Raw genomic sequence first — 20,984 nt, forward strand, 5'->3', positions numbered from 1 at the left:
ATACGGTTCAGTTTGTTGCGTTTACTGAAGAAGTCCGGCTTCTTTGTAGAACTTCTCGGCACCCGGATGCAGTGGAACACCCAGCGCCTCTACACCATCCAGCGCGGTATCGGGCGTGATCTGCTTACCCTTGGCATGGCCGTTGTCCAGTAGCTTGCGGGTGTTGTCGTTCCACAGGGCTTTGGTCAGCTGATAGACCAGATCTTCCGACAGATCCGAGGACACAACCAGCATAGCACTGACCGCAGGGGTCTTGGTTTCCGCATCTATGCCTTCATAGACACCACCCGGAATAGCCGAAGGGATATAGGCCGGAATGATCTCGTTGATCTTGGCCAGATCTTCATCGCTGAACGAATGCAGGTTCATGCCTTTGGTCGACGACAGTTGTACCATCGCGGCAACTGGCCAGCCCGCAGCGTAGAAATAGGCGTCTAACTGACCGTCAGCCAAACGCTCGGCGCTTTGACTGTTGTTCAGTTCCGCTTCATCCATATTGTCGCGATTCACGCCCCAGGCGTCGAGCATCTGCAAAACTGCAACCTGCGTACCCGATCCGGCCTGTGCGATACCGACGCGTTTGCCTTCCAGATCGCCCAGGTCGTTGATCGTCTGACCAGCGGGCAGTACGAGATGCAGATCCTCGGGGAACAGATTTGCAACGATGCGGAGGTTGGGATGAGGTTTACCCTCGAACTTGCCTTCACCCAGATACATTGAACGGGTCACATCGGCTGCGGCCAGACCGGCCTCAAGCTCACCATTCTGCACTGCGGCATTGTTGAACACCGACGCTGTCGTGGATTGCGCGATTGCGATCAGGCCCGGGACGCCACATTGGCCACCTTCTTCGCACGGGCGAGATCCCGGAGGGGCAGAAATTCCGTTGGCGATGGTGCCGCCGATGGGGAAGTAGGTTCCGCCTGCGCCACCGGTCCCGATGCGGAAGAATGTTGGATCCTGCGCCAGCGCAGGGGCGGCAAGCGCGCCTGCCAAGGCCAGTCCGGTCAAACATTTCACGAATTTCATAATCATCTCCGTTGTTGGATCGCTGGATTCGGTTTTCCCGAATTCGATCTTCTCAGCGTAGAGACGATTCGCATAAATGCAAATTTTTTATACTTCACAAAACTAAGGTTTTATTTATACATTCACCATGAACCTTATGCAGCTCACAGTGTTTCGCGAAGTGATGGAGACCGGCTCTATCTCGCAAACTGCCAAGAAACTGAATCGCACTCAGCCGGCGATTAGCCTTGCGTTGAAAAACCTGGAAAAAACGCTGGGACTGACGCTGTTTGAACGCAAGGGAAGACGCCTGGTTCCGGTTCCTGAAGCGCACTACCTTCTGGCCGAAACCACAGGCATTCTGGACCGTCTCGCCACCATCTCCAGCACAATGGAAGGGTTGATCAAAGGGCATGCAGGCAGCCTGAACATCGCAACGATGCCCGGCCCGTCCGCCTTTTTGTTCCCGCGTTTCATCAGCCAGTCGGTCGGAGAAAACCCCGATATTCGCATCACTCTTTCCACCCGCAGTTCACCTCAGATTATGGAGCTTGCAGGGACCCAGAACATAGACTTCGGATTTGCTGATTTCGAACATTCAGCGGGCAAAGAACCGCAGTACTCTGCCGAACTAATCAAAGCAGATTGCTTCTGTGCCATTGACCGCACCCACCCACTTGCTTCGCGTAAGAGCCTGACACTGTCTGATCTGAACGATACGCCCATGGGCGGCTTGCATGCGTCACACCCATTCCAGCGCAAAATCCGGCAGGAATTCGAGGAGGTCGGTGCTGAGTACAATCCGACAGTAACCTGCCAGTATTTTCAGCCGCTCATCCCCTTCGTCAGCTCCGGGCAGTGTTGCAGCATCGTTGATCCGCTGACCGTCGTGACCGAGCAAGAATTGAACCTGTCCGACGGAAAGGTCGCTTTTTTGCCATTCAAGAAACCGCTCAGATATGAATACGCGATCCTTGAACCCAACCACCGGCCGCCGTCTCAACTGGCTTTAAAGATCAAAGCTGGATGGAAAGCCGAGGTCTTAAAAATGTTGGAAGACGTGAAGGCGAATCCTCACACAGAATGGATTTTCCAGGCCGGGCGTGAGTAAAACTGATCGGCCCCAATGAGTTGATCTCTTGATCGCTCGAAGCGATTTACAGCGTCAAGTTGATTTGAGAAGAAAGACGGCTGGTCGCAATTCACGGATTTAGAGTAACGCAGTTTTCGGTCGACACCGATAACGCACCAACCATTGAGTATTCATACGAATTGTTTCAAAGGAGCGTTTCAACCGTTTCAGATGGCTCAACAATTACCCCTTTTGGACACAATTTTGTCCCAAAATAAAATGTAATTGCACTCAATAGTTATCAATGTGGCATGATCATGATGCTTGTCGTCCAAATACCGGCGCTTAACGAGGAGGAAACCCTTGCCGAAGCGATCGCGGCAATTCCCCGATCGATTCCTGGCGTCAGTAAAGTTGAAGTACTGGTCATCGACGACGGCTCCACCGATCGGACCGTTGAAGTCGCCTGGGACGCCAAAGCTGATCACGTTCTGGAAATGAGCAGCCATGTCGGCCTCGCCCGTGCGTTCAGTGCCGGCATCGAGTATGCACTTTCATTGAGCGCGGATGTGATCGTCAACACCGATGCAGACAATCAGTATTGCGCTGACGACATTCCGGCCCTGATTGATCCGATACTGAAGCGTAAGGCACAAATCGTGGTCGGCGCTCGCCCGATCAGAGAGATCGAGGGCTTCTCGCCGTTGAAGAAAACCCTTCAACGGCTGGGCAGTTGGGTCGTGAGACTGGCAAGCAAGTCAGAAATCCCTGATGCGCCCAGCGGATTTCGCGCCTATTCCCGAGATGCCGCTGCCCGACTCTGTGTTGTCAACACTTATACCTACACTCTGGAAACCATCATTCAGGCCGGACGCAAACATATCCCGATGACCTCGGTGCCTGTTCGGGTCAACAAGGTAACACGCCCGTCTCGTCTGTTCAGAGGTATCGGAGAGTATGTCATCCGCTCAGCAAGAACTATTCTGCGCGTTTTTGTGATCTACGCACCATTGAAGTTCTTCCTGACGCTTTCGGCAGTATTCGCCTTGCCTGGCTTAATCGGGGTTGGGCGATTTCTCTATTATTACGCGACAGACGGGGGGGCCGGGCATGTTCAGTCGCTGGTTCTGTCCGGTGTGCTGCTGGCAATGGCCACGATACTGTTCGCCGTTGGTATCCTCGCCGATCTTATCGCCACCAACCGTAGTCTGCTGGAAGACATCCGGGCCCGAGAGTTACTGCGCGCGCCGATTAGACCTACTGAAGTAATTACCCTCGACCAGGTCAGGGCGGTAGAGAATGGATAATCCGGCGCTAGGCGATCAGCGAAACGCCGGATTGGTAGGGGCTATCACTCTTGATCGAGTGGTACGAGCGAGCATTGTCGTTGTCTTCGTGTTTATGCTGGTGCTGGCGTATACTCACAATGTGAATTGGGACGAATTCTATTTCCTGTCACATGTCCATGCCTTCCTCGACGGTCGATTGGACCGTCCAATGCAGACCTTCTTCGTGCATGGTTTCACATGGCTCGATGCGCTGCCGGGTCATGAGATGGAACAGATATTTGCAGCCCGGCTTGTGATGGTTGCATGCGTCGGGCTGACCACAATTTCTGTGCACCGTATCGCCCTGTATTTTACCGAACAGCGATTTGCCGATATCGCTGCTCTGGGTTTCCTGACTTCGGGCTACGTTTTGGCCTATGGCGCCAGTTTCCGTGCCGATCCCATTGCTGCGGCATTACTGACTTCTTCGATTGCAATCTTGCTGACCACGCGCCTGTCTGTCTGGCAAACACTGGCGGCAGCGCTTCTGAGCGCTCTAGCCGTACTGGTTACGATCAAATCGGCACTCTATCTGCCCGCATTTCTGGCCGTGCTGATATGGAGGATCGAAGATCGAATAGCGGTACGGCGCATCATTATCACGGGTATCTTGGCGGCTGGCATTTGCGTGTCATTCTACCTCTGGCATGCGTCTGGCCTTCGCGTCGCCGAAGGCAACCAGACGGCAAACAATGCAAAGGACGCGCTGAATACGACGCTTTTAAAAAGCGGCATATTCCCACGATCAACTGAATTCATGAGTTGGGCTATGCTCAGTCTCCCACAGATCATTCTTGTGGGGATCGGACTGTATGCCGGTCGGAATGCTCGGCGGGTTCTGCTGATTGCGCTCTTTGCTGCACCACTCCTCTCGGTGGTGATCTATCGCAATGCCTTTGTCTATTTTTACCCCTTCGCTACCCCACTCCTGATGGCAGCCGTCGCGATCGGAGCACAGAGGCTTGGATCATCACGACGCTCGGCACAACTGGTGATGGTGATGCTTGCGGGGCTTTTTGTCCAGGCAGCCCTAGCACTGCAAGATCGTGCAGGAAACCAGCGCGCCACTATTGCGGAAATTCATCGCCTGTTCCCAGATCCGGTCGCCTATATTGATGACAGCCACATGATCGCAAGTTTCCCGAATCCTGGTTTCTTCATGTCAGGCTGGGGCGTTGCACGCTATCAGGCGGCGGGCCAGCCCGTATTTGCCAAAATCATCGCAGAACAGCAGCCGCCTTTGCTCATCGCCAACAAAACTGCTCTGACGCTGACGATGGACCCAAGTTCGGCCAATGGAGCCGAGCCTGTGCTGCTGCCTGAGGACCACAAGATATTACGCGAGTCATATGTGCACTATTCGGGATCGATCTGGCTTGCCGGAGGATCAGTGACGCTGACCGGCGAACCGGTTGAATTGGCACTTCCGTTCCCCGGGAGGTATCGGGTCGAAACCAGCCAGCCAGTACAGATTGATACAAGTGCCGTCGCATCTGGAGACATTCTCAGCATTGCGGCAGAGGCAGTAACAATCAACGGACCGAAAGGTGTTGCTGTCAGGCTGATCTGGGATACTGGTGTGGCTCCGGTTGCGCCAGAAAGCTTGGATCGAGAGGTTTATACCGGCTTCCGGATGCTTTCGCCATGAATGCCGATATGCCTCTTTCCCCTCCGGTGGTCAGCACCACTCCGATACCATCTGAGCCCGGCAACAAGCGGGTGATTTTTTGGGGAACATATGATCTCAGCAAACCGCGTACTCGAATTCTCCGAACTGGATTGCAAGAGCTCGGCGTAGAAGTAATTGAAATCCACGCAGAGATTTGGCCCAAACACGCGGATAAAAGCCAGTTGAACATGGCTGTAATGATCCGAGTGTTGTTCAGCGCGCTCTTGGCCTATCCGCTTCTGATCCTGCATTATTTGCGTGCGCCTCGTCATGATGCAGTGATGGTTCCCTATCTTGGCGCGCTCGATACATTGGTGTTGTGGCCCTTTGCCCTGCTACGTCGGCGGCAGATCACCTGGGACATGTTCCTTTCGCTTTACGACACTGTCGTTAACGATCGAAGTATGGTTGGGGCCAAGTCACTGCCGGGCCGGATGCTTTGGGTCACTGAATGGCTGGCCTGCCGGGCAGCGCATCATGTCTTGCTCGATACGAAGGCGCATGCCGAGCATATTGCACGGATCTTCAATTTGCCTGAATCCAGGATTGGAGCAGTGCCGGTGGGAGCTGAGCCGGGATCCTTCCAGCGTCTGCCTCCTCCTGCGCGCCACGACGGTCCCACTAGAGTGTTGTTTTATGGACAGCTCATCCCGCTGCATGGGCTTAAAACGATATTGACGGCAGCTACCTCGGGTCGAGGTCGCGATATCAATTGGCACCTGATTGGCACCGGGCAAGAGCGCCTATTGCTCGAGACAGCTCTGGTGGATGCGGAGCATAAGCATATCTCCTGGCAGAAGTGGGTTCCCTATGAGGAACTGACCGAGGCAATTTCAAATGCCGACATCTGCCTCGGCATTTTTGGCGCCTCTGGCAAGGCTGCGTCAGTGGTGCCGAACAAGGTTTATCAGGCGCTGTTGTCAGGGCGTTCAGTGATCACCCGAAGCTCACCTGCCATGATCGAAACATTCGGCACCGAAGCTCTCGGGGTGAAGCTTATCCCTCATTCAAATCCCGAAGCGCTGCTGGATGCCATCGCTGAATTGAGGCACGAGGGCTATCCGGTAATGCCTGAAGACAAACTGAAAATGGCCCAGCCGCATGAGATCGCGCGGACCCTTTGCGGATACTTGTTTCATTGTGCACCTCAAGCCGGATAAAACTGTGGTCGACATGACTGATACCGCCATTAATTCCGCAGAGCATAGTGCTTCTGCCATCTATCACAGGCACTTTGGCCCGGCCCTGCCGCAATCCAATTGGGTACCCGCGCCGCGGTATCTTCTAAGGCGTGATCGGGTTATGCGGCATCTCAAAAATCTGATGCCTTGCAGAGTGCTTGACATCGGGTGCGGACCGGCTGCGCTATTGTCAGAACTGGCAGAACAGGGTTTTGAAGCTTATGGCGTAGATCGTTCGCAGCAGGCCCTTGAACTGGCAGATAAGCTCAACACTCAAGCCAGCCCTATGACACTCTTGGCCGAGCTTGACCCGGATTGGAAAAACTCCTTCGACCTGATCATGTCATTTGAAGTGATTGAGCACTTGGAGCAAGATATTGAGGCCATGAGAGAATGGCAAACTTATCTGAAACCCGGTGGAACAATGATCTTGTCGACGCCTGCGCACCCATCCCGCTGGAATGCGGCCGACGTTTGGGCAGGGCATGTTCGACGCTACAGTAAAGAACTTTTAGTACATTCGGTTCAGGAAGCCGGCTTCACGGTCGAAACTATTGAGTGCTACGGTTTTCCTTTGGCCAATATCATGGAGTATTGGCGTGCTCGGGCCTATGGGCAGATATTAGAAACCAACGCCAAATCTGGTAAAACAGCGAACGACCTTACAAACGAGAGCGGTAGCGATCGTTCCATTGAGCGGCGCTTCTGGCCTGTGTTTTCTTCCATACCCGCAGTCACGGTCATGCGGCTTTTTTTCCAGCTACAACGCCCTTTCCTTAACACCGAATTTGGAAATGGTTTTCTTGTAGTAGCGCGCAAAACGTAAACACATGGCTACCGCCCTGCGCTATATCGGCACCGCTGCTGCCCTGATCTTCATCGGAATCATTCTGGTTCGACACGCAGGAGACATTGCAGTGCTCGACCTCGGGTCAGGCCGCGCCCGTTATACACTGCTAGGTGGGTTTACCCTTTATGTGCTGTCGCAGCTCGTAGGTGCTGTGGCTTGGGGGGTGACGCTAAACATCTATGACGTTGCCCTACCGCGCACACGCGCTGAAAGTCAGTTAATGGTATCGCAGATCGGGAAATACATCCCCGGCAATGTTGCCCACCTTTTGGGACGTTTCGCCCTCGCAAGGAGTGATGGAGTGCCATCCGCAATTATTGCGTCATCTCTGTTGCTCGAGATCGGTTTTCTGCTCGCCAGCGGCGCTCTGGTCGTCGGAATTGTGCTCCTGACCATGCCCGATCTTGTCGCTGCAGTAATTGCAGACCTTCCAGGATCCTGGCTCGATGGACAGATGATAATCATCTTCTTCGGAATTCTGGCCTGCATCATGATTGGCCAGATTGTGATCTGGCGCAAAGCTGGAAAACCGAAACTTAAATTTTCAAAATGCCTGATCCTATTGTTTCTGCATAGCTTCAACTTTTTGATGCTGGGTTTGTCACTTTGGTGTGTCGCACGGGCGATCTACCCTCAGGGTGGTGCCGGTATATTGCAATGCATCGCAATCTTTTCGACAGCCTGGGTCATCGGTTTCCTGATGCCAGGCGCACCCGGTGGTATCGGTATTCGAGACGGAATTATTGCTCTCGGACTTGGCCTTTTCACTGATCAGGGAGTCGGTCTAAGCGCTGCGATCGCGCATCGCGCGATCTCGGTTCTGGGGGATGTAGCTGTGTTTGGGCTTGGCCTAACCCTGCGTCGATATCTAAGCAGTAGTGAGCACGAAGCTGTATAGTTTTCAAAATTTGGATCAGGTCAGCCAGACAATTTGCAGCGGAGTCTATCGTATCTGAAGGTCGCCATGAGCTGTCTCAGGCGCTAGGGTGCCGTCTTCAATTCGTTTCCAAACATAGTGCGACTTCTGGTGCGTACTACATTCCTTGAGCGCACCCAGCATCGCCTAAAGCCAGGGTTGAGGTCGTTCAAGTTTGACCCAAACCTATCGTGAGTTTTCAGCAGGCAACCGATCAATGTGCTTTTTCACAACATCGTTCGAGAGGGTCGCGTTCAGTCGCCACTCACCTAACGGGATGACCGGCTTGGTTGCGGCCTGTGCATCAGGTTCAAAAGTAACAACAATGGTTTCACGCTTGTCACTTTCATCAAGATCAAGCTGGATCATGAGCCGTGTAACGCCTGAATTCGGATTCTGCATCGCACATTCAGAATTGAATGCCGTTTCGCAAGGATTGGCTGAAAGTTGAGAGAAGGTGGCGTTTGGCGGCGACAGTATGCGTGCGGTTAGTTCTTTCCCATCCTGACGCAATGTGGCCTTGGAGCCATCAACTGTTAACTGCGCTTTGGTATGCATTGCCCACGCCACCCGCCCCCGTTGATCAGGGCTAATTTCATCCTGAACCAACACTGTCGTTCCATCGACAAGAGCTATGCCTCGTCTAACCGTTCCCTTGGGCTTTCCATAGGCGTCTGAAAGATCGGCGATTGCAAAATCGAAACCTGGAAACTGCGCCAACTCCTCAACATGCGCCCGCCCCGTTTCGATTTGATTTGCCATGTCAAAGGTCAGTGTATTCTGCCCGATCGTGGCGGTTCGATAATAGTCAAAACGTTTGTCAGTAAAGTAGCCGGGCAATTGGTAATTTCCGAGCCCAAGATCCACCCCCCAACGTACACCGTCGGCTTCAAGCACAAAGGTGCCCGCATCAAGGTCATTGTGATGGCTGCTAAGCGGCCCAGCCTTGAGGCCGATATAGCTGGCCTTAGGGTCATTCCAACCAGACCGCATGGTTACGATCCCAAGCCCTCCAGACCAATAGGATGTTGATCGGGCAGTGATTGGTTCACTATTGCGTCGCTGCTGCCAGATCAGCTCGAATGCTGGATGGGAAGACCGCATTTTGCTATTCATTTTAATGTCGTAGCCCGGGCGATTGAACCGCGACGCCAACCAGGTCAACACAACAAGGTCAGTGCTTGTATCGCTGTCTCCAAAGTTAAACAGCATGCCAGTTGGTCCAGACGCATGGATCAGAAACTCCCCGAATTCCTCCAAACCTACCATTCGCGAAAGATCAAAATCGTGCCCGAGGACGGAAACAAGCGCATCAAACGATACTGCCGCGTCCCTGGCGGACAAAGCCCCGTACATCGGTCCTTCTGGCCATGCACCATCCGGAGCAAACATTGCCAACCCATTTCTAAGTGAAACCTGAGCCTGCTCAATAATATGATCAGCCAGTTCCGGTTCTGTTTCTGACACAACCAGAGCAGCGACGATCATTCCTGCATTGCAAACGATGTTCCAGTTGAAGGAAGCAACGGGCCAGGCGATATCTGCGGTAGCCGTCCCATCAGGAAGCGACGCGGGAACAGACACTGGGTTCACCCAGCGTTGGGGGGCGATCCAACCCTTGTCATAATAAAGCGTATCCAGATCGTAGATTTTTGCGGCTTCTTTCAACCCCTTCTCCACAAGTGCCGATCGAATAGTCTGATGATCCTCTTCGTCCAGATTGTCACTAATCCAACTGTATCCGAGCGACACCGCCAATGTGACACGGCTTAATCCCAGAAAGTGTGCGGGCTGCCATGTTTCCAGTTCCGAAAACTGCAAGAGCTCGGTTCTGGCGCGATCAACATATCGACTTTCGCCAGTCAATCGCCAAGCCAAAGCCAGTGTGGTGAGGCGTTCGACCGGACGTTGTCCAAATCCACGAAAAGCTTCGTGAAGCTGACCATCTCCATTCCGAACTGCCTCAACAATAGTAGGCGACTGCAAATGCGCTTCTGCACTGTCAATCAATGCCTGATAGTCAGCCGCGAATACCTGATCGGCTGCGCGCTGTGTTTCTATGCGCTGGACGATCTCATCCGTTAGAACGACTTGCGGCACTGAGTTTTGGGACATAGCGCTTGTAGCGCAAAAACAAGCGAAGGACAAAACGAACAAAAAGAAGGCTTTAATCGGATTCACACTTCTAACGGTTGCGATCATGGGTTTCTTCCGCACTGGAAACGCCTGCAACCCGACTCTGCAGCGGTGGCCAAATTCTGTCAAAGACATCCGATTAGTTTGGCTTAGCAAATTGATATGCTAAACGCTCCGTCCGGCAGCCTATTGGAGTAATGTTTAAGTAGAGCCGGAAGGACAAACGATAAGAAAGCCAGCCACGAGAACCTAGCGCAAGCGATCCGAGCATTAATATTATGGTCGCATGGCTTAATCACGGAACCGAACCGGAAACGAGGCCAGTGCCCATCGATTTTCATGTGTTTGTTTTCGTTCCCGGCCTAGCGCAGACCGGGAACCACCTATTGGAGTGCTTCAGGCGATGGACATGCCGAGCGCTTCAAGTTGGTCTGTCAGGGCGCTTTCTGCTTCGGCAACACTGTTCCAGTCATCAGCCGTCAGGTTGCCAAGATCCAGATCCTCGGCCTGAACATCCTGAAGTGTAACGGTATGGCCGCCATTTCCGACAACTTCAAAGATAAGATCGCCATCAATTTCGGTGACCGACACATCGCTTTCGCTCAAAGCGTTGAAATCGATGATATCTTCATCGGCATTAAAACCGATAATCTGGGTCTTTACCCCCCAGTTCCAGGTAAGCTCTGCCACATCCGCTTCAGCGCCGAAGGTCACAACTCCTGGGGTTTGGCTGTTTCCGGGTTCGTTGGTTCCACTACCGATATCTGATTGGGTCGATCCCCCTGTCAGATCTCCGACCCGTGTCTGATGACCGTCTGTCGTCGCCCCGACAGGAGCCTGTGGGGTCAGCAGTATGGTGCGATCAACCAACGTCACATCGCTCTGATCAAAGCCAAATGGTACCTCGAGATTGTCTTCCATCACCTGATCAAAATGGAATTCGACCAGACCCGGGATCAGGTCAGCCTTGGTCACGCCGGTCAGCGTGATGCTTTGTCCAGTCGGCAAGGATGAGATCACCAGACCATCGCTACTGTCCTCGACGCTAAGCCGCTCGCGGGTTCCGAAATACAGAAAGCTGATCTTCATCGTTGAAGGATCAAAGCCGTCAATAACTTCGTGCACGCCATATTCGTGGCTGCGAACATAGACTGTGTCAGCATCGCGAGGTCCTACGCCCTGCTCCCAACTAAGAACGCCGCCCATATCCTGACGGAGGTGTTCGTTGCCGACCACACCAAAGCTGTCGATGGTCACGTCCTGGAAGGTGACACCTTGCACGATTTGCGCCGCGTCCGACCATGGGCTGTCGATAACAATCTCGCCGGCCTTGGATTTGGTGACGATCATGCCGTGAACCGACGTACCGCCAAAGTCCAACTCGTCCACACCGGGGCGGAATCCGGTTATGTCGTCAGCGTTGCTATCGGCCCGGTATTTCACCCCGCCCGTGTCTGTATTGCCAGTGATCGCGGGCGGGTTTGACCCGTCTGCATCATAACTGAGGTCATAGCCCTCTCCGTCTCCCGGCGAGACGATAACTTGCCCCAAAGCTGTGGACACTTCGTTCAACACCGTCTGATCCGTGATAGAGAAATTGCTGAGCGAAAGATCGGACAGGCCAAAGCCAGTGAATACGATCTGCTTGGTTACATTGCCCGAGGTCAGCTCAATTCTAACGGTCTGCCCCAGAGCGTCCCCACTCTCTTCGAAAATCGAGAAGTTATCAGTCCCAATGTCCGGTCCGATTTCAATGACATCTCCCATCGCGGGCAGGAAGCCTTCGACCGTCTGTGCCTCGCTGGCAAGGCCCAGCATGACGTGCATATGTTGGTGGCTATGGCCACCGCCACCACCATCTCCGCCACCATCGCCACCGCTGGTCGGCATTGAACCATCAGTGCCTATCAGCCCAAGCACTTCAGCTGCGGCGGTATTGTCCAGAATAGCGAAGTTTGCCGGGCTCAGCTCAGCAAGTGTCACACCGCTGAGGGTCGTGGCCTGGTTATTGGACGGGATCGAGAACACAACCGCGCCATCAACCTCGGCAACCTCCAACGCGTCGGCACCGACCCATGCGATGAAGATCGTATCTGTCGTAGGGTCGAAATCCGGGATCGTTGCATTCGTGCCCCAAGCCCAGTTAATCACCACATCCGCAGTATCTTCTGTGGTGTCAGCAGTCCCGTTGCCGGTCGGTTCCGTGGGTTCCGGATGTATAACCGGTGGGACAACGGGCGGCGACGTATTCCCGTTATCGGTGCCGCCATTTGTATCCGTGGGCAAGACACCGTCGGTGTATACCTTGATAGCGTCTTCGATACTCGGCGCGTCATAACCGCCGAATTGCGAGACATACCGCAGGATCGAAGTACCGTATTCATCGGTGGATACACTTCCACCCTGAAGCAGAGCCAACGTACCCCATGCCCCCCGCAGGTGCGCGGCGGCCATTATGCCAGTAAGACTGAGCGTGACAGAGACGGCCTGGCCATTTTCCAGATAAGTGCGTGTCGTGCCGAGATAGTCGGACAGGCTCTCTCCCTGATAGCCCAGCCCGGTTTCGATGACTTGAAGATTGTAGCCAAACGCTTCTTGAATCGCGCGCTCCTGCGCTTCGGCGGTTGTGAACTCTGCCAGCGAATTCACCCCGTTCTTACCGGTCCATGTGCCATCCCAGGTGTTCGAAGCCGCGCCATTCCCATAATAGACATCATCGGTGTAATACCCGAGGTCAATTAACAGCGCCTCGCCGAACTGATATCCAACAAAACCAAGCGAGTTCATCGAGCGATAGGACATCGCGTCCCATTCATCACTGCTTAGATCAGACCAACTGGAATAGCTTGGATAGAAGTCGGCAACGGCCCCTCCGGCCCATTGGTTCAGCTGCCAATCCTTAATGATTCCTGCGTCGTATCGATCTCGATCCCAACCAGATTCAAATGCACGCAAAGCGTCGCGAAATTCTTCATATGTTCCATTACTCATCTTGAAACAGACTCCCATCTTGTCGTTGTTTCAGCCCAAGTATTTCGGCTTTATTAGCCCGATGAATTCAGGCCCAACTTGCGTAACAAGTCAGAAGTTCAGGACACGTTAAGAGTTCATTAACGAATTAATCTGAGCGGATGCGGGCCTAGGCCAACCTTTTGATGCGCTAAAAAACGCTGTAGGTCAGTGGGTTATGGCGGGGTTTGAGCAAAAGATCGGTGTAGTTGCGCGAGTCTTCGCCAAATTTGGAATGTCGCAATAATTAACTTTGCATTATTGCCAGATCGAACTGTTAAGAAAGCCTCAGCCGATCCAGACCGGCTGAGGCGTTTTTTTTGTTATCAGGCGATGATCAGAGACCCCAATCCTGTGATTGCTGAGCCGTCAGATCGCTGATGTGCTGCATGACATCGAAATGCTCATCAACACCCTGTACGCTGATCACCTTTTGGCCATTTGCCGTGACCCAGTGAGTGCTGGAACGCCATTCGATCTGAAGTTGATCCAGAGACGAGATCCCGAACCCTTCCAGATCGATAACAATCGAGTCGTCAGCCTCAAAATCCCGGATCACCTGACCACCATACTGGCTGCCCGGGCCGGTGATGACAAAAGTATCGCTGCCTTCGCCACCGAACATATTGGCAAACCCGGCTTCTGAAGACTGGTCTGCATCAAGGATGATGACGTCGTCGCCGTCTCCACCATTTGCATTGGTGATCATCGCACCTTTGCGGATCACGATGGTGTCATTGCCGTCGCCGCCGTTCAGAGTAGCGAACTGATTGAGCGCACCGCCAACAATGTAGTCATCACCAGCACCACCATTCAGGGTCAATCCACCGCTGCCGGTATCGCCAACCATATAGTCCCAGCTATCGGTGCCATCTACGGTGGTGATCTCTTCGCCCACCTCGGCATCAATCCGGTTGCCGTACTTCTCGAACCACTCCAGCGTGTTTGCGCCAAAGGGCGGTTCGTAGACAACCTGATAGCCTTCTTCATCGTTGCCAACCAAGCTGCGCAGGTCGATGTATGACGGGTCAAATCCGTTCCCGTCATCGTCATAGCGCACGATGATCTCGTCTGTCAGCTTGTTGAACAGCACGATCTGGCCGTTTTCAATGCGGTGATCCAGATCGAACCAGCCGGTCATCCCGTAGGCGTCGAGGTCAATCTCGATACGGTCGCCTTCATTGGCATCGAAATCGGTGATCGTGTTCTCGCCGCCGTTCAGAATGAAGGTGTCAGCTCCTCCGTTACCGGTCAGCACGTCTTTGCCATCACCCGAGGTGAAGACGTTATCGCCGTCGTCGCCGATGATCACATCATCATGGTCGCTGCCATAGATGTTCTCGACGCTCCAGAGCAGATCATAGCCTTCCTTGTCGCGAATCTCGTCATTGAGATCGAACGGATTGGCGCTGTTGCCATGCCAGGCCCAGTAATACTCACCGCTGGCATCTTCCGCCTTGTTGTTCATGTCGACATAGATGCCGCTCAGACTGTCACCATACCAGGCCGTGTCATTGCCTTCTCCACCATACAGCTTATTAAAGCCGCCACCGCCAGCCATGATATCGTCACCGCCAAAGCCGTAGAGAACATCATTGCCGTCATTGCGGATTTCGGCCTCGTTTCCGCCGTGGGTATCGCGCTCGGACGTATAGGCTTGCAGAACGTCGTTGTGGTTTGTTCCCAACTGACGATCCTCGTCATGAAAGCCGACCATCGAAACACCGCCGAACGCCCCGAATGTGACGAACTTGCTGGTTCCAAGACCTGCAAGGTCTTCACTACTCAGGCCAAGGTCGATCTTTTGGCCCAAGCCATAATGCGCACCATCCGGCCCCGTGATCAGAGCAGTTTCTTTCAACCGTTGAATGAAGGCATCTGTGTTCTGCTGCGAGATACTTGTTGCGCCCGGAAATATGTTCGACGCCTCATCCCAATAGAAGGTTGTAATCACCTTGAACTTGTTGTCGGCCGGATCAAGCGCGACCAGATCGAATGCCGCGCCATCAACGATCGATGCTTGCAGGTCCAGCGTTACTGGCCCCTCCACGTTGACTGGTACAATGATCTTGTCTTCAAGCGGGTTGAAGTCGAGGATCTCGACCAGAGACACCTTCGGCGGGTTGACGGTTTCGACAACCTGCTCCTCGGTCTTGAACATGTTCTTGATCCCGTCGATCAGGCCTCTGGCAAGGTTGATGAACAGCTTCGCGCCCGGCAGCATCTTGGCGAGTGCCAGATTACCTGCCTCTTCCAGCCACTCTTCGCCCAGACCATTCGATTGGTTATGGTTGGGATCATGAGTTGTTGGTTCAGGCACAGAGCCAATAACGAACGTGTCGGCCCCTTTTCCACCGTAAAGCGTGTCGGCAGAGGTTTCGTCGATATGCCCGGTAAACAGGACATCATCACCGTCACCGCCGACAAGAAGGTCGTTACCAGTACCACCGTACAGTTTGTCGCCTTCATTCCCGGCAATCAGGATGTCATCGCCTTCGCCGCCAACAAGGATGTTCTTGCCTCCGCCGCCAATGATCTTGTCGTTGCCGGATTCGCCGAACAGCTGATCATCACCTTCACCTCCATCGATGTAGTCGTGGCCGCCGCCGCCGTAAATCACATCATTACCAGCATCACCGAACAACTGGTCGTTCCCACGATAAGCGATGATGATGTCGTCACCGTCACCGCCCGAGATATTGTCCCGATGATGATAGTTGGAATAGTAGTTCTTGATCGAGGTGCCGCCATCATAGTTATCCCAGTTTTCGGGGCTCCAACCGTGGATGACGTTATCCCCATCATTCCCTTCGATACGGGTGTAAAGATATGTCCCCTTGCTTTGCCCACTTGAGAGACGGTGCATCAGGTTTTCAAAGCTCACCTCACCGTCTGCCATTTTGTATTCACCACGGGCTTTGACATCGCGGCCGACATAGGTGCCGCTGGTGTCATGCAGATGGGTCCCATAGTTATCCCACCAACCGCTGTGGCCATCGCCAGGTGATTTACCACCGGTCCAGACGGGAATATCAGGTTTGTTGCTGGCTACAGTCTCGTCGTCCGAGGCTGAATCTTCCCAGACGTAGTCCTGCAATTCGCTGCTTTCTTCCGACAGCAGACTAACCGGCGGGATCACGATAGGATCGTCAACCGTTTCACCAAGACCAACCGATATGTTGAGCGTGCTCGCCGAGTTGGGCTGGAATTTTGATTTGCTAACATGTTTCATGTCTTTCCTCCTGTTTCCTGGATGGTCGACACCCGAGGTTCGGGCCCATACGCATCACAGATCATAGGAAAGATGTGGTTTTTCAGGCTGTTGATCTCAACAGGTGAAAGCCAGTTAAGTTGTTACAAAGTATGACAAAAATGGAATCCACGGCCTGAGAAAACCAGCAATCCGGCTGGCGCCTGTTTCAGGCCCCAGCCGGTGAGTTTGGTTTTCCCTTTGTTTGCCCGGGCGTCCGTTTCAACAGGAACTAAGACGCCCGGATTTTGGTTGTGCAGCGATAGATGATCGCTGAGTTTTCGCCCCACTTAGGCGACCATATCGACAAAGAAGCTGTCGGTCGGAACGGGGGTTCCGCAGATGTCTTCGCCGCCTGCAGTCGGTACGATTTCGCACAGCGGCGGAGGCGCCATTTCCGTCAGGTCATACTCATCCTCCGGTACTTCGGTGCCGCATTTGGGCAGCGGCAGGATCGGGGGTACAGCGATGACGTCATCACCCTGATCCAGAACGATCGGATCAAAAGGCAGCGGGTTCACTGCAATCAGATCTTCACCGTCCTGAGGCACTTCGGTGCCGCAACGGGGATCAGGCATGATCGGCGAAACTGCGGTCACATCGTCACCTTCACCAGCAGGAACCGCTCCATAAGGCAGCGGGGCTACTGCGATCAGGTCTTCACCATCCTGCGGAACCTCGGTACCACACCGGGGGTCAGGCATGATCGGGGAAACTGCGGTGACGTCGTCACCTTCACCGGCAGGAACCGCACCAAAAGGCAGCGGGTTCACGGCAACCAGATCTTCGATGGGATCGGCAACCAGCGGATCAATCGGCAACGGATTTACAGCCACCAGGTCTTCACCATCATTTGGCACCTCGGTTCCGCACATTGGAAAAGGCTGAATCGGGGGCACGGCGATGACATCGTCGTTGGCTTTCTCGAAGCTCGTAGTGGTTACATGTTTCATTGTATTTCTCCTTGTTACACACTTTGTTTAGCACCCAAAAAATCTTAGAAACTTCCTCCTCGGGTATAACAAAAAGGTGGTTATCCGGCCCCTTCATTACAACGCGAAAAAGGGGGCTAAATTGTTACAAAGTATGACAAAAATAGGCTCTTAAGCCGGGCATCATCTCTTTTCAGACAGGACGCGCTTCCAAGATGTGGACCAGCACCCGCTCAGGTACCACCTACGCCCCTCCTCGCCTTCAGGATCGAAAAAACCAGCGCCATTTCTGGCGCTGGTTTTAGCTGTTTCTTCCTATTGGGCAGCTCACATCATGGGGTCGATCAGACCTCCCGGAACGTGGTCCGGATTTGTTTACTGAGAGGATCAAGAAGGTACTGGAACAGGGTACGTTCGCCGGTTTCGATGAAGACGTCAGCCGGCATACCCGGCAGCAGGCTCAACTGGCGGTCAGACAAAAGTCTGACAGCCTCCTCGCTTAGTGCAACCCGCGCCTCGTAGTAGGGTAAGCCAGTCATCTGATCTGTTTTTAAATCAGCCGAGACAAACTCAACGTGCCCATCCAACCGAGGGGCAACATGTTGATCGAACGCCCCGATCATAACGCTCGCAGCCTGGCCCAAGGCGACATTGTTGATGTCCTGTGGCATGACACTAGCGGTCACCACCAACCCGTCATCCTCGGGCACGATCTGCATCAGCGTTTCGCCCGGAGACACCACGCCGCCGATTGTATGCACACCCAACTCGTGCACGATGCCATCCGCCGGAGCCCGAAGGTCAACCCGCGCCAGCTGCAACGCGGCCGCGCTCCGACGTTCTTTCAAGCCATCCAGCTCGACCTCCAGCGAGGAGATCTCGTTCATCACCTGCTCGCGGAAAGTCTTTTCCAGTTGCAGGATATGGATACGCGTCTCGCTGATACGACCACGGGCGACTGCGATCCGAGAGGTCAGGCCGCCACTATTACCGACAAGACTGCTTCTTTGACGCTGCAAAGTCGTCACCCGGGTACCAGGCACTAAACCCTTTTCAAAGAGCTGCGTCAGACCCTCCAATTCGCTGTCGATCAGTTTGATCTCTTCTTCGGAAGCTTCGCGCTGCGCCTCCAGGCCCACAATTTCCTGCTCTGCCTGTTCGATTTTCTCTTCCAAGGCCGCGACCTCACCATCCTGCGACAGACGACGTGCTTCCATCACCGCGCGCTGCGTTGCGAGTGCGCGGTCAACTTTGTCTTCGTCTTTCCGGTACGCAAGCTCCTCGGACAGTACAAGATCGTCCAGACCATCGCGCTCGGCCGTCAGACGAACTAACTGCGCTTCAAGCGCCACGAGTCTGTCATCGACCAAAGCTTGACTGCCTGACAACAGCTGATCATCAAGTGTCAGAACAACATCGCCAGCCTCAACCCTATCTCCGTTTTTGACGTGAATGGCGCCGACAATACCTCCGTCGGGATGTTGCACAGCTCTGAGGTCGGACGAGACCACCACACTACCAGCCGTCACGACCGCCCCGGACATCGGGGCTTTCATCGCCCAACCACCGAATCCTATGGCGAGCACAGCAATTGCGACCAGACCAAAGCCGATGGATTGGGCAGAACAATCCCTAAACCCTTTGTTGTTCGTGCTGGAATTCTTGTTGGTATTCATGACTTCCTCCATTCATTCTGTTTACAGCGCGGGACTGGGTCAGCCCGTGGCGGCAACGATTTCTGTTTGTTGGGGTTGTTCGACGGTCTTCTGTTCAGCGACAGGCTGTGCAGCTCCGGCGGCGGCCTGATTGCGTTGACGCAACCGCTCCATCACTTCTGTACGAGGACCAAAATCTCCGGCGCGACCGTCTTCCATAATCAGAATCTTGTCGACTGAACCCAGCACGCTCGCCCGGTGCGCGATGACGATCACAATCGCCCCGCGTGCCTTGGCGGCGAGAATGGCATGGTTCAGTGCGGCCTCACCCACGGCATCCAGATTCGAGTTGGGCTCGTCCAGAACTACCAGAAATGGATCACCATAAAGCGCTCGTGCAAGGGCAACACGCTGTCGCTGACCACCGGACAAGGCCGCGCCACGCTCGCCAACCGAGGTGGCATAGCCGTCTTTGAAACTAGCGATCAGTTCGTGAACACCCGCTGCCTTGGCGGCGGCAATCACCAACTCGTCCGTCGCTTCGGGATCAAAACGCGCGATGTTCTGGGCGATCGTTCCGTCAAAGAGCTCAACATCCTGCGGCAGAAAACCGATCTGGGGGCCAAGCTCCTCAGGCAGGTACTGGTCAATCGGCACACCGTCGAGACTGATGCTGCCTTTGGCCGCCGACCATGCACCAACAAGTGCGCGCGCCAAGGTTGATTTTCCGCTGCCGGTCGTCCCAATCACAGCCAGTGCCTCGCCTGCTTTCATATCGAAACCAACACCTTTGAGAACAGCGGCAGTGGCCATCGGAGGGGCAGCGATCAGGCCGTCAACGGTCAGCGACTTCTGTGCCTTGGGCATGGAAATACGACGGTCAGCTTCGTCACCAGAAAGAGTTTGCTTCAGCTGAGCCCATGCTTGCCGGGCAGCAACCAGATTGCGCCAACTACCGACCAGAGTCTCGATAGGCTGCAAGCCACGGGACATGATGACCGATGCCGCAACGATTGAGCCAGCCGATATATGTCCATGGATGGCAAGATAAGCGGCGACCGCTAGAACGGCGGACTGAAGTGCCAGGCGGAACACCTTGGTAAAGCTACCAGACACTCCGACAGTAGTGGCCGCCTTAGCACTCGCACCAAGGTGGAGATCGTTCACATCTTGCCAGGTCTTGCCCAGATTGGACTGCATCCCCATCGCGCGAACCATTTCGGCATTCCGGCGGCTGGCTTCTGCCAGACGATTGCGCTTGGCTGAATGCTCAGACTGAACGCACGCGGCAGCGCGGACTTTGATATCCGTAACGATGGCAATGGCAACCAATGCCAGCGCGCCAATTACACCGACCATACCCAGCCACATGTGCATGGCAAAAACCAATCCCAGATAGACCGGGATCCACGGCAGATCGAACAAAGCTCCGGCACCCTGACCCGACAGGAAACCGCGAATTTTTTCGACATCTTGAATTGCCGCCGCAGGGTTGCCACCCGGACGGTTGCGCGACGGCTCGGACAAAGTGCAATCAAACGCTGTGCGGGCGAGCCTTTGTTCAAAGCGATGCCCCATGGCAACCAGCACACGGGTCCGCGCGCCGTCAATCAAGGCCATGAACAAGTACAGACCGGCGACAAGTGTGCTGAGCGCGACAAGCGTATTCACGCTTTGGCTAGACATCACGCGATCATAGATCTGAAGCATGAAAATCGGCCCTGTCAGCATCAATAGGTTCACAACACCGCTGAAAACGCCGGTGGCAATCAGATTGCCCCTCAGCGCGCGCCGGGCGCTGGCAAGTTGTGGATGAACGGATGAATGCTTTGACATAGCTGGCTCCCAATAAAAACTCTGTGGGTGATACTTGGAGACCAGCCGCCGATGCCCCAAGGGCTTGTCACACTTTGATTCAATTGACGAATTTGGCCGGTTGTTTGCCGAGCTGGCGAAACCGGGTGCCTGGGAGTGCGGT

Annotated in this window: 13 protein-coding genes; 6 read left to right on the plus strand and 7 right to left on the minus strand. The window is 54.2% G+C overall.

The window, feature by feature from the left end:
• Positions 1 to 21 precede the first annotated feature (21 nt).
• On the minus strand, positions 22 to 1,029 hold the full coding sequence (locus tag ACR0EN_RS07730) for a TAXI family TRAP transporter solute-binding subunit (protein WP_170394045.1): 1,008 nt from the start codon (positions 1,027 to 1,029) through the stop codon (positions 22 to 24).
• Positions 1,030 to 1,165: 136 nt separating this feature from the next.
• On the opposite strand from ACR0EN_RS07730, the gene ACR0EN_RS07735 reads away from it, so the two are divergent.
• The 6 genes from ACR0EN_RS07735 (at position 1,166) to ACR0EN_RS07760 (ending at position 8,006) form a co-directional block, all read left to right on the plus strand.
• Positions 1,166 to 2,119: a LysR family transcriptional regulator gene (locus tag ACR0EN_RS07735; protein WP_480562203.1), complete on the plus strand. Its 954-nt coding sequence runs from the start codon at positions 1,166 to 1,168 to the stop codon at positions 2,117 to 2,119.
• A 278-nt stretch (positions 2,120 to 2,397) separates the two neighbouring features.
• Positions 2,398 to 3,387, plus strand: coding sequence for a glycosyltransferase family 2 protein (locus tag ACR0EN_RS07740; protein WP_480586022.1), 990 nt, complete (start codon positions 2,398 to 2,400; stop codon positions 3,385 to 3,387).
• Positions 3,380 to 5,056: a glycosyltransferase family protein gene (locus tag ACR0EN_RS07745; RefSeq protein WP_170818298.1), complete on the plus strand. Its 1,677-nt coding sequence runs from the start codon at positions 3,380 to 3,382 to the stop codon at positions 5,054 to 5,056. Before ACR0EN_RS07740 ends, ACR0EN_RS07745 begins: the two co-directional genes overlap by 8 nt.
• A gap of 8 nt (positions 5,057 to 5,064) precedes the next feature.
• A complete protein-coding gene (locus tag ACR0EN_RS07750; protein ID WP_480586025.1) occupies positions 5,065 to 6,237 on the plus strand; it encodes a glycosyltransferase in 1,173 nt (390 codons plus the stop codon).
• A gap of 13 nt (positions 6,238 to 6,250) precedes the next feature.
• The gene (locus ACR0EN_RS07755) at positions 6,251 to 7,084 is read left to right on the plus strand and encodes a class I SAM-dependent methyltransferase (RefSeq protein ID WP_170625645.1); all 834 of its coding nucleotides are present in this window, start codon (positions 6,251 to 6,253) and stop codon (positions 7,082 to 7,084) included.
• A gap of 4 nt (positions 7,085 to 7,088) precedes the next feature.
• A complete protein-coding gene (locus ACR0EN_RS07760; RefSeq protein WP_480586028.1) occupies positions 7,089 to 8,006 on the plus strand; it encodes a hypothetical protein in 918 nt (305 codons plus the stop codon).
• A 204-nt stretch (positions 8,007 to 8,210) separates the two neighbouring features.
• Here the strand turns inward: ACR0EN_RS07760 and ACR0EN_RS07765 are convergent, their stop codons facing one another.
• The 6 genes from ACR0EN_RS07765 to ACR0EN_RS07790 all read right to left on the minus strand — a co-directional run bounded on the left by ACR0EN_RS07765 (position 8,211) and on the right by ACR0EN_RS07790 (position 20,842).
• A complete protein-coding gene (locus tag ACR0EN_RS07765; RefSeq protein WP_480586031.1) occupies positions 8,211 to 10,139 on the minus strand; it encodes a heparinase II/III domain-containing protein in 1,929 nt (642 codons plus the stop codon).
• Positions 10,140 to 10,556: 417 nt separating this feature from the next.
• Positions 10,557 to 13,151, minus strand: a complete 2,595-nt coding sequence (locus ACR0EN_RS07770; protein ID WP_480586034.1) for a hypothetical protein — start codon at positions 13,149 to 13,151, stop codon at positions 10,557 to 10,559.
• Between the two features lie 355 nt (positions 13,152 to 13,506).
• A complete protein-coding gene (locus tag ACR0EN_RS07775; RefSeq protein WP_170818292.1) occupies positions 13,507 to 16,401 on the minus strand; it encodes a hypothetical protein in 2,895 nt (964 codons plus the stop codon).
• Positions 16,402 to 16,709: 308 nt separating this feature from the next.
• A complete protein-coding gene (locus ACR0EN_RS07780; protein ID WP_170818291.1) occupies positions 16,710 to 17,372 on the minus strand; it encodes a hypothetical protein in 663 nt (220 codons plus the stop codon).
• Positions 17,373 to 17,695: 323 nt separating this feature from the next.
• Positions 17,696 to 19,027, minus strand: coding sequence for an HlyD family type I secretion periplasmic adaptor subunit (locus ACR0EN_RS07785; protein ID WP_480586037.1), 1,332 nt, complete (start codon positions 19,025 to 19,027; stop codon positions 17,696 to 17,698).
• Positions 19,028 to 19,066: 39 nt separating this feature from the next.
• Positions 19,067 to 20,842, minus strand: coding sequence for a type I secretion system permease/ATPase (locus tag ACR0EN_RS07790; RefSeq protein ID WP_170818289.1), 1,776 nt, complete (start codon positions 20,840 to 20,842; stop codon positions 19,067 to 19,069).
• Positions 20,843 to 20,984 lie beyond the last annotated feature (142 nt).

The sequence above is a fragment of the Ruegeria sp. AB7 genome (assembly GCF_056542625.1).

Coding starts and splice junctions, on each gene's coding strand:
- ACR0EN_RS07730 (WP_170394045.1), bottom strand. CDS start 1,029: ATGAAATTCGTGAAATGTTTGACCGGACTGGCCTTGGCAGGCGCGCTT.
- ACR0EN_RS07735 (WP_480562203.1), top strand. CDS start 1,166: ATGCAGCTCACAGTGTTTCGCGAAGTGATGGAGACCGGCTCTATCTCG.
- ACR0EN_RS07740 (WP_480586022.1), top strand. CDS start 2,398: ATGATGCTTGTCGTCCAAATACCGGCGCTTAACGAGGAGGAAACCCTT.
- ACR0EN_RS07745 (WP_170818298.1), top strand. CDS start 3,380: ATGGATAATCCGGCGCTAGGCGATCAGCGAAACGCCGGATTGGTAGGG.
- ACR0EN_RS07750 (WP_480586025.1), top strand. CDS start 5,065: ATGCCTCTTTCCCCTCCGGTGGTCAGCACCACTCCGATACCATCTGAG.
- ACR0EN_RS07755 (WP_170625645.1), top strand. CDS start 6,251: ATGACTGATACCGCCATTAATTCCGCAGAGCATAGTGCTTCTGCCATC.
- ACR0EN_RS07760 (WP_480586028.1), top strand. CDS start 7,089: ATGGCTACCGCCCTGCGCTATATCGGCACCGCTGCTGCCCTGATCTTC.
- ACR0EN_RS07765 (WP_480586031.1), bottom strand. CDS start 10,139: ATGTCCCAAAACTCAGTGCCGCAAGTCGTTCTAACGGATGAGATCGTC.
- ACR0EN_RS07770 (WP_480586034.1), bottom strand. CDS start 13,151: ATGAGTAATGGAACATATGAAGAATTTCGCGACGCTTTGCGTGCATTT.
- ACR0EN_RS07775 (WP_170818292.1), bottom strand. CDS start 16,401: ATGAAACATGTTAGCAAATCAAAATTCCAGCCCAACTCGGCGAGCACG.
- ACR0EN_RS07780 (WP_170818291.1), bottom strand. CDS start 17,372: ATGAAACATGTAACCACTACGAGCTTCGAGAAAGCCAACGACGATGTC.
- ACR0EN_RS07785 (WP_480586037.1), bottom strand. CDS start 19,027: ATGAATACCAACAAGAATTCCAGCACGAACAACAAAGGGTTTAGGGAT.
- ACR0EN_RS07790 (WP_170818289.1), bottom strand. CDS start 20,842: ATGTCAAAGCATTCATCCGTTCATCCACAACTTGCCAGCGCCCGGCGC.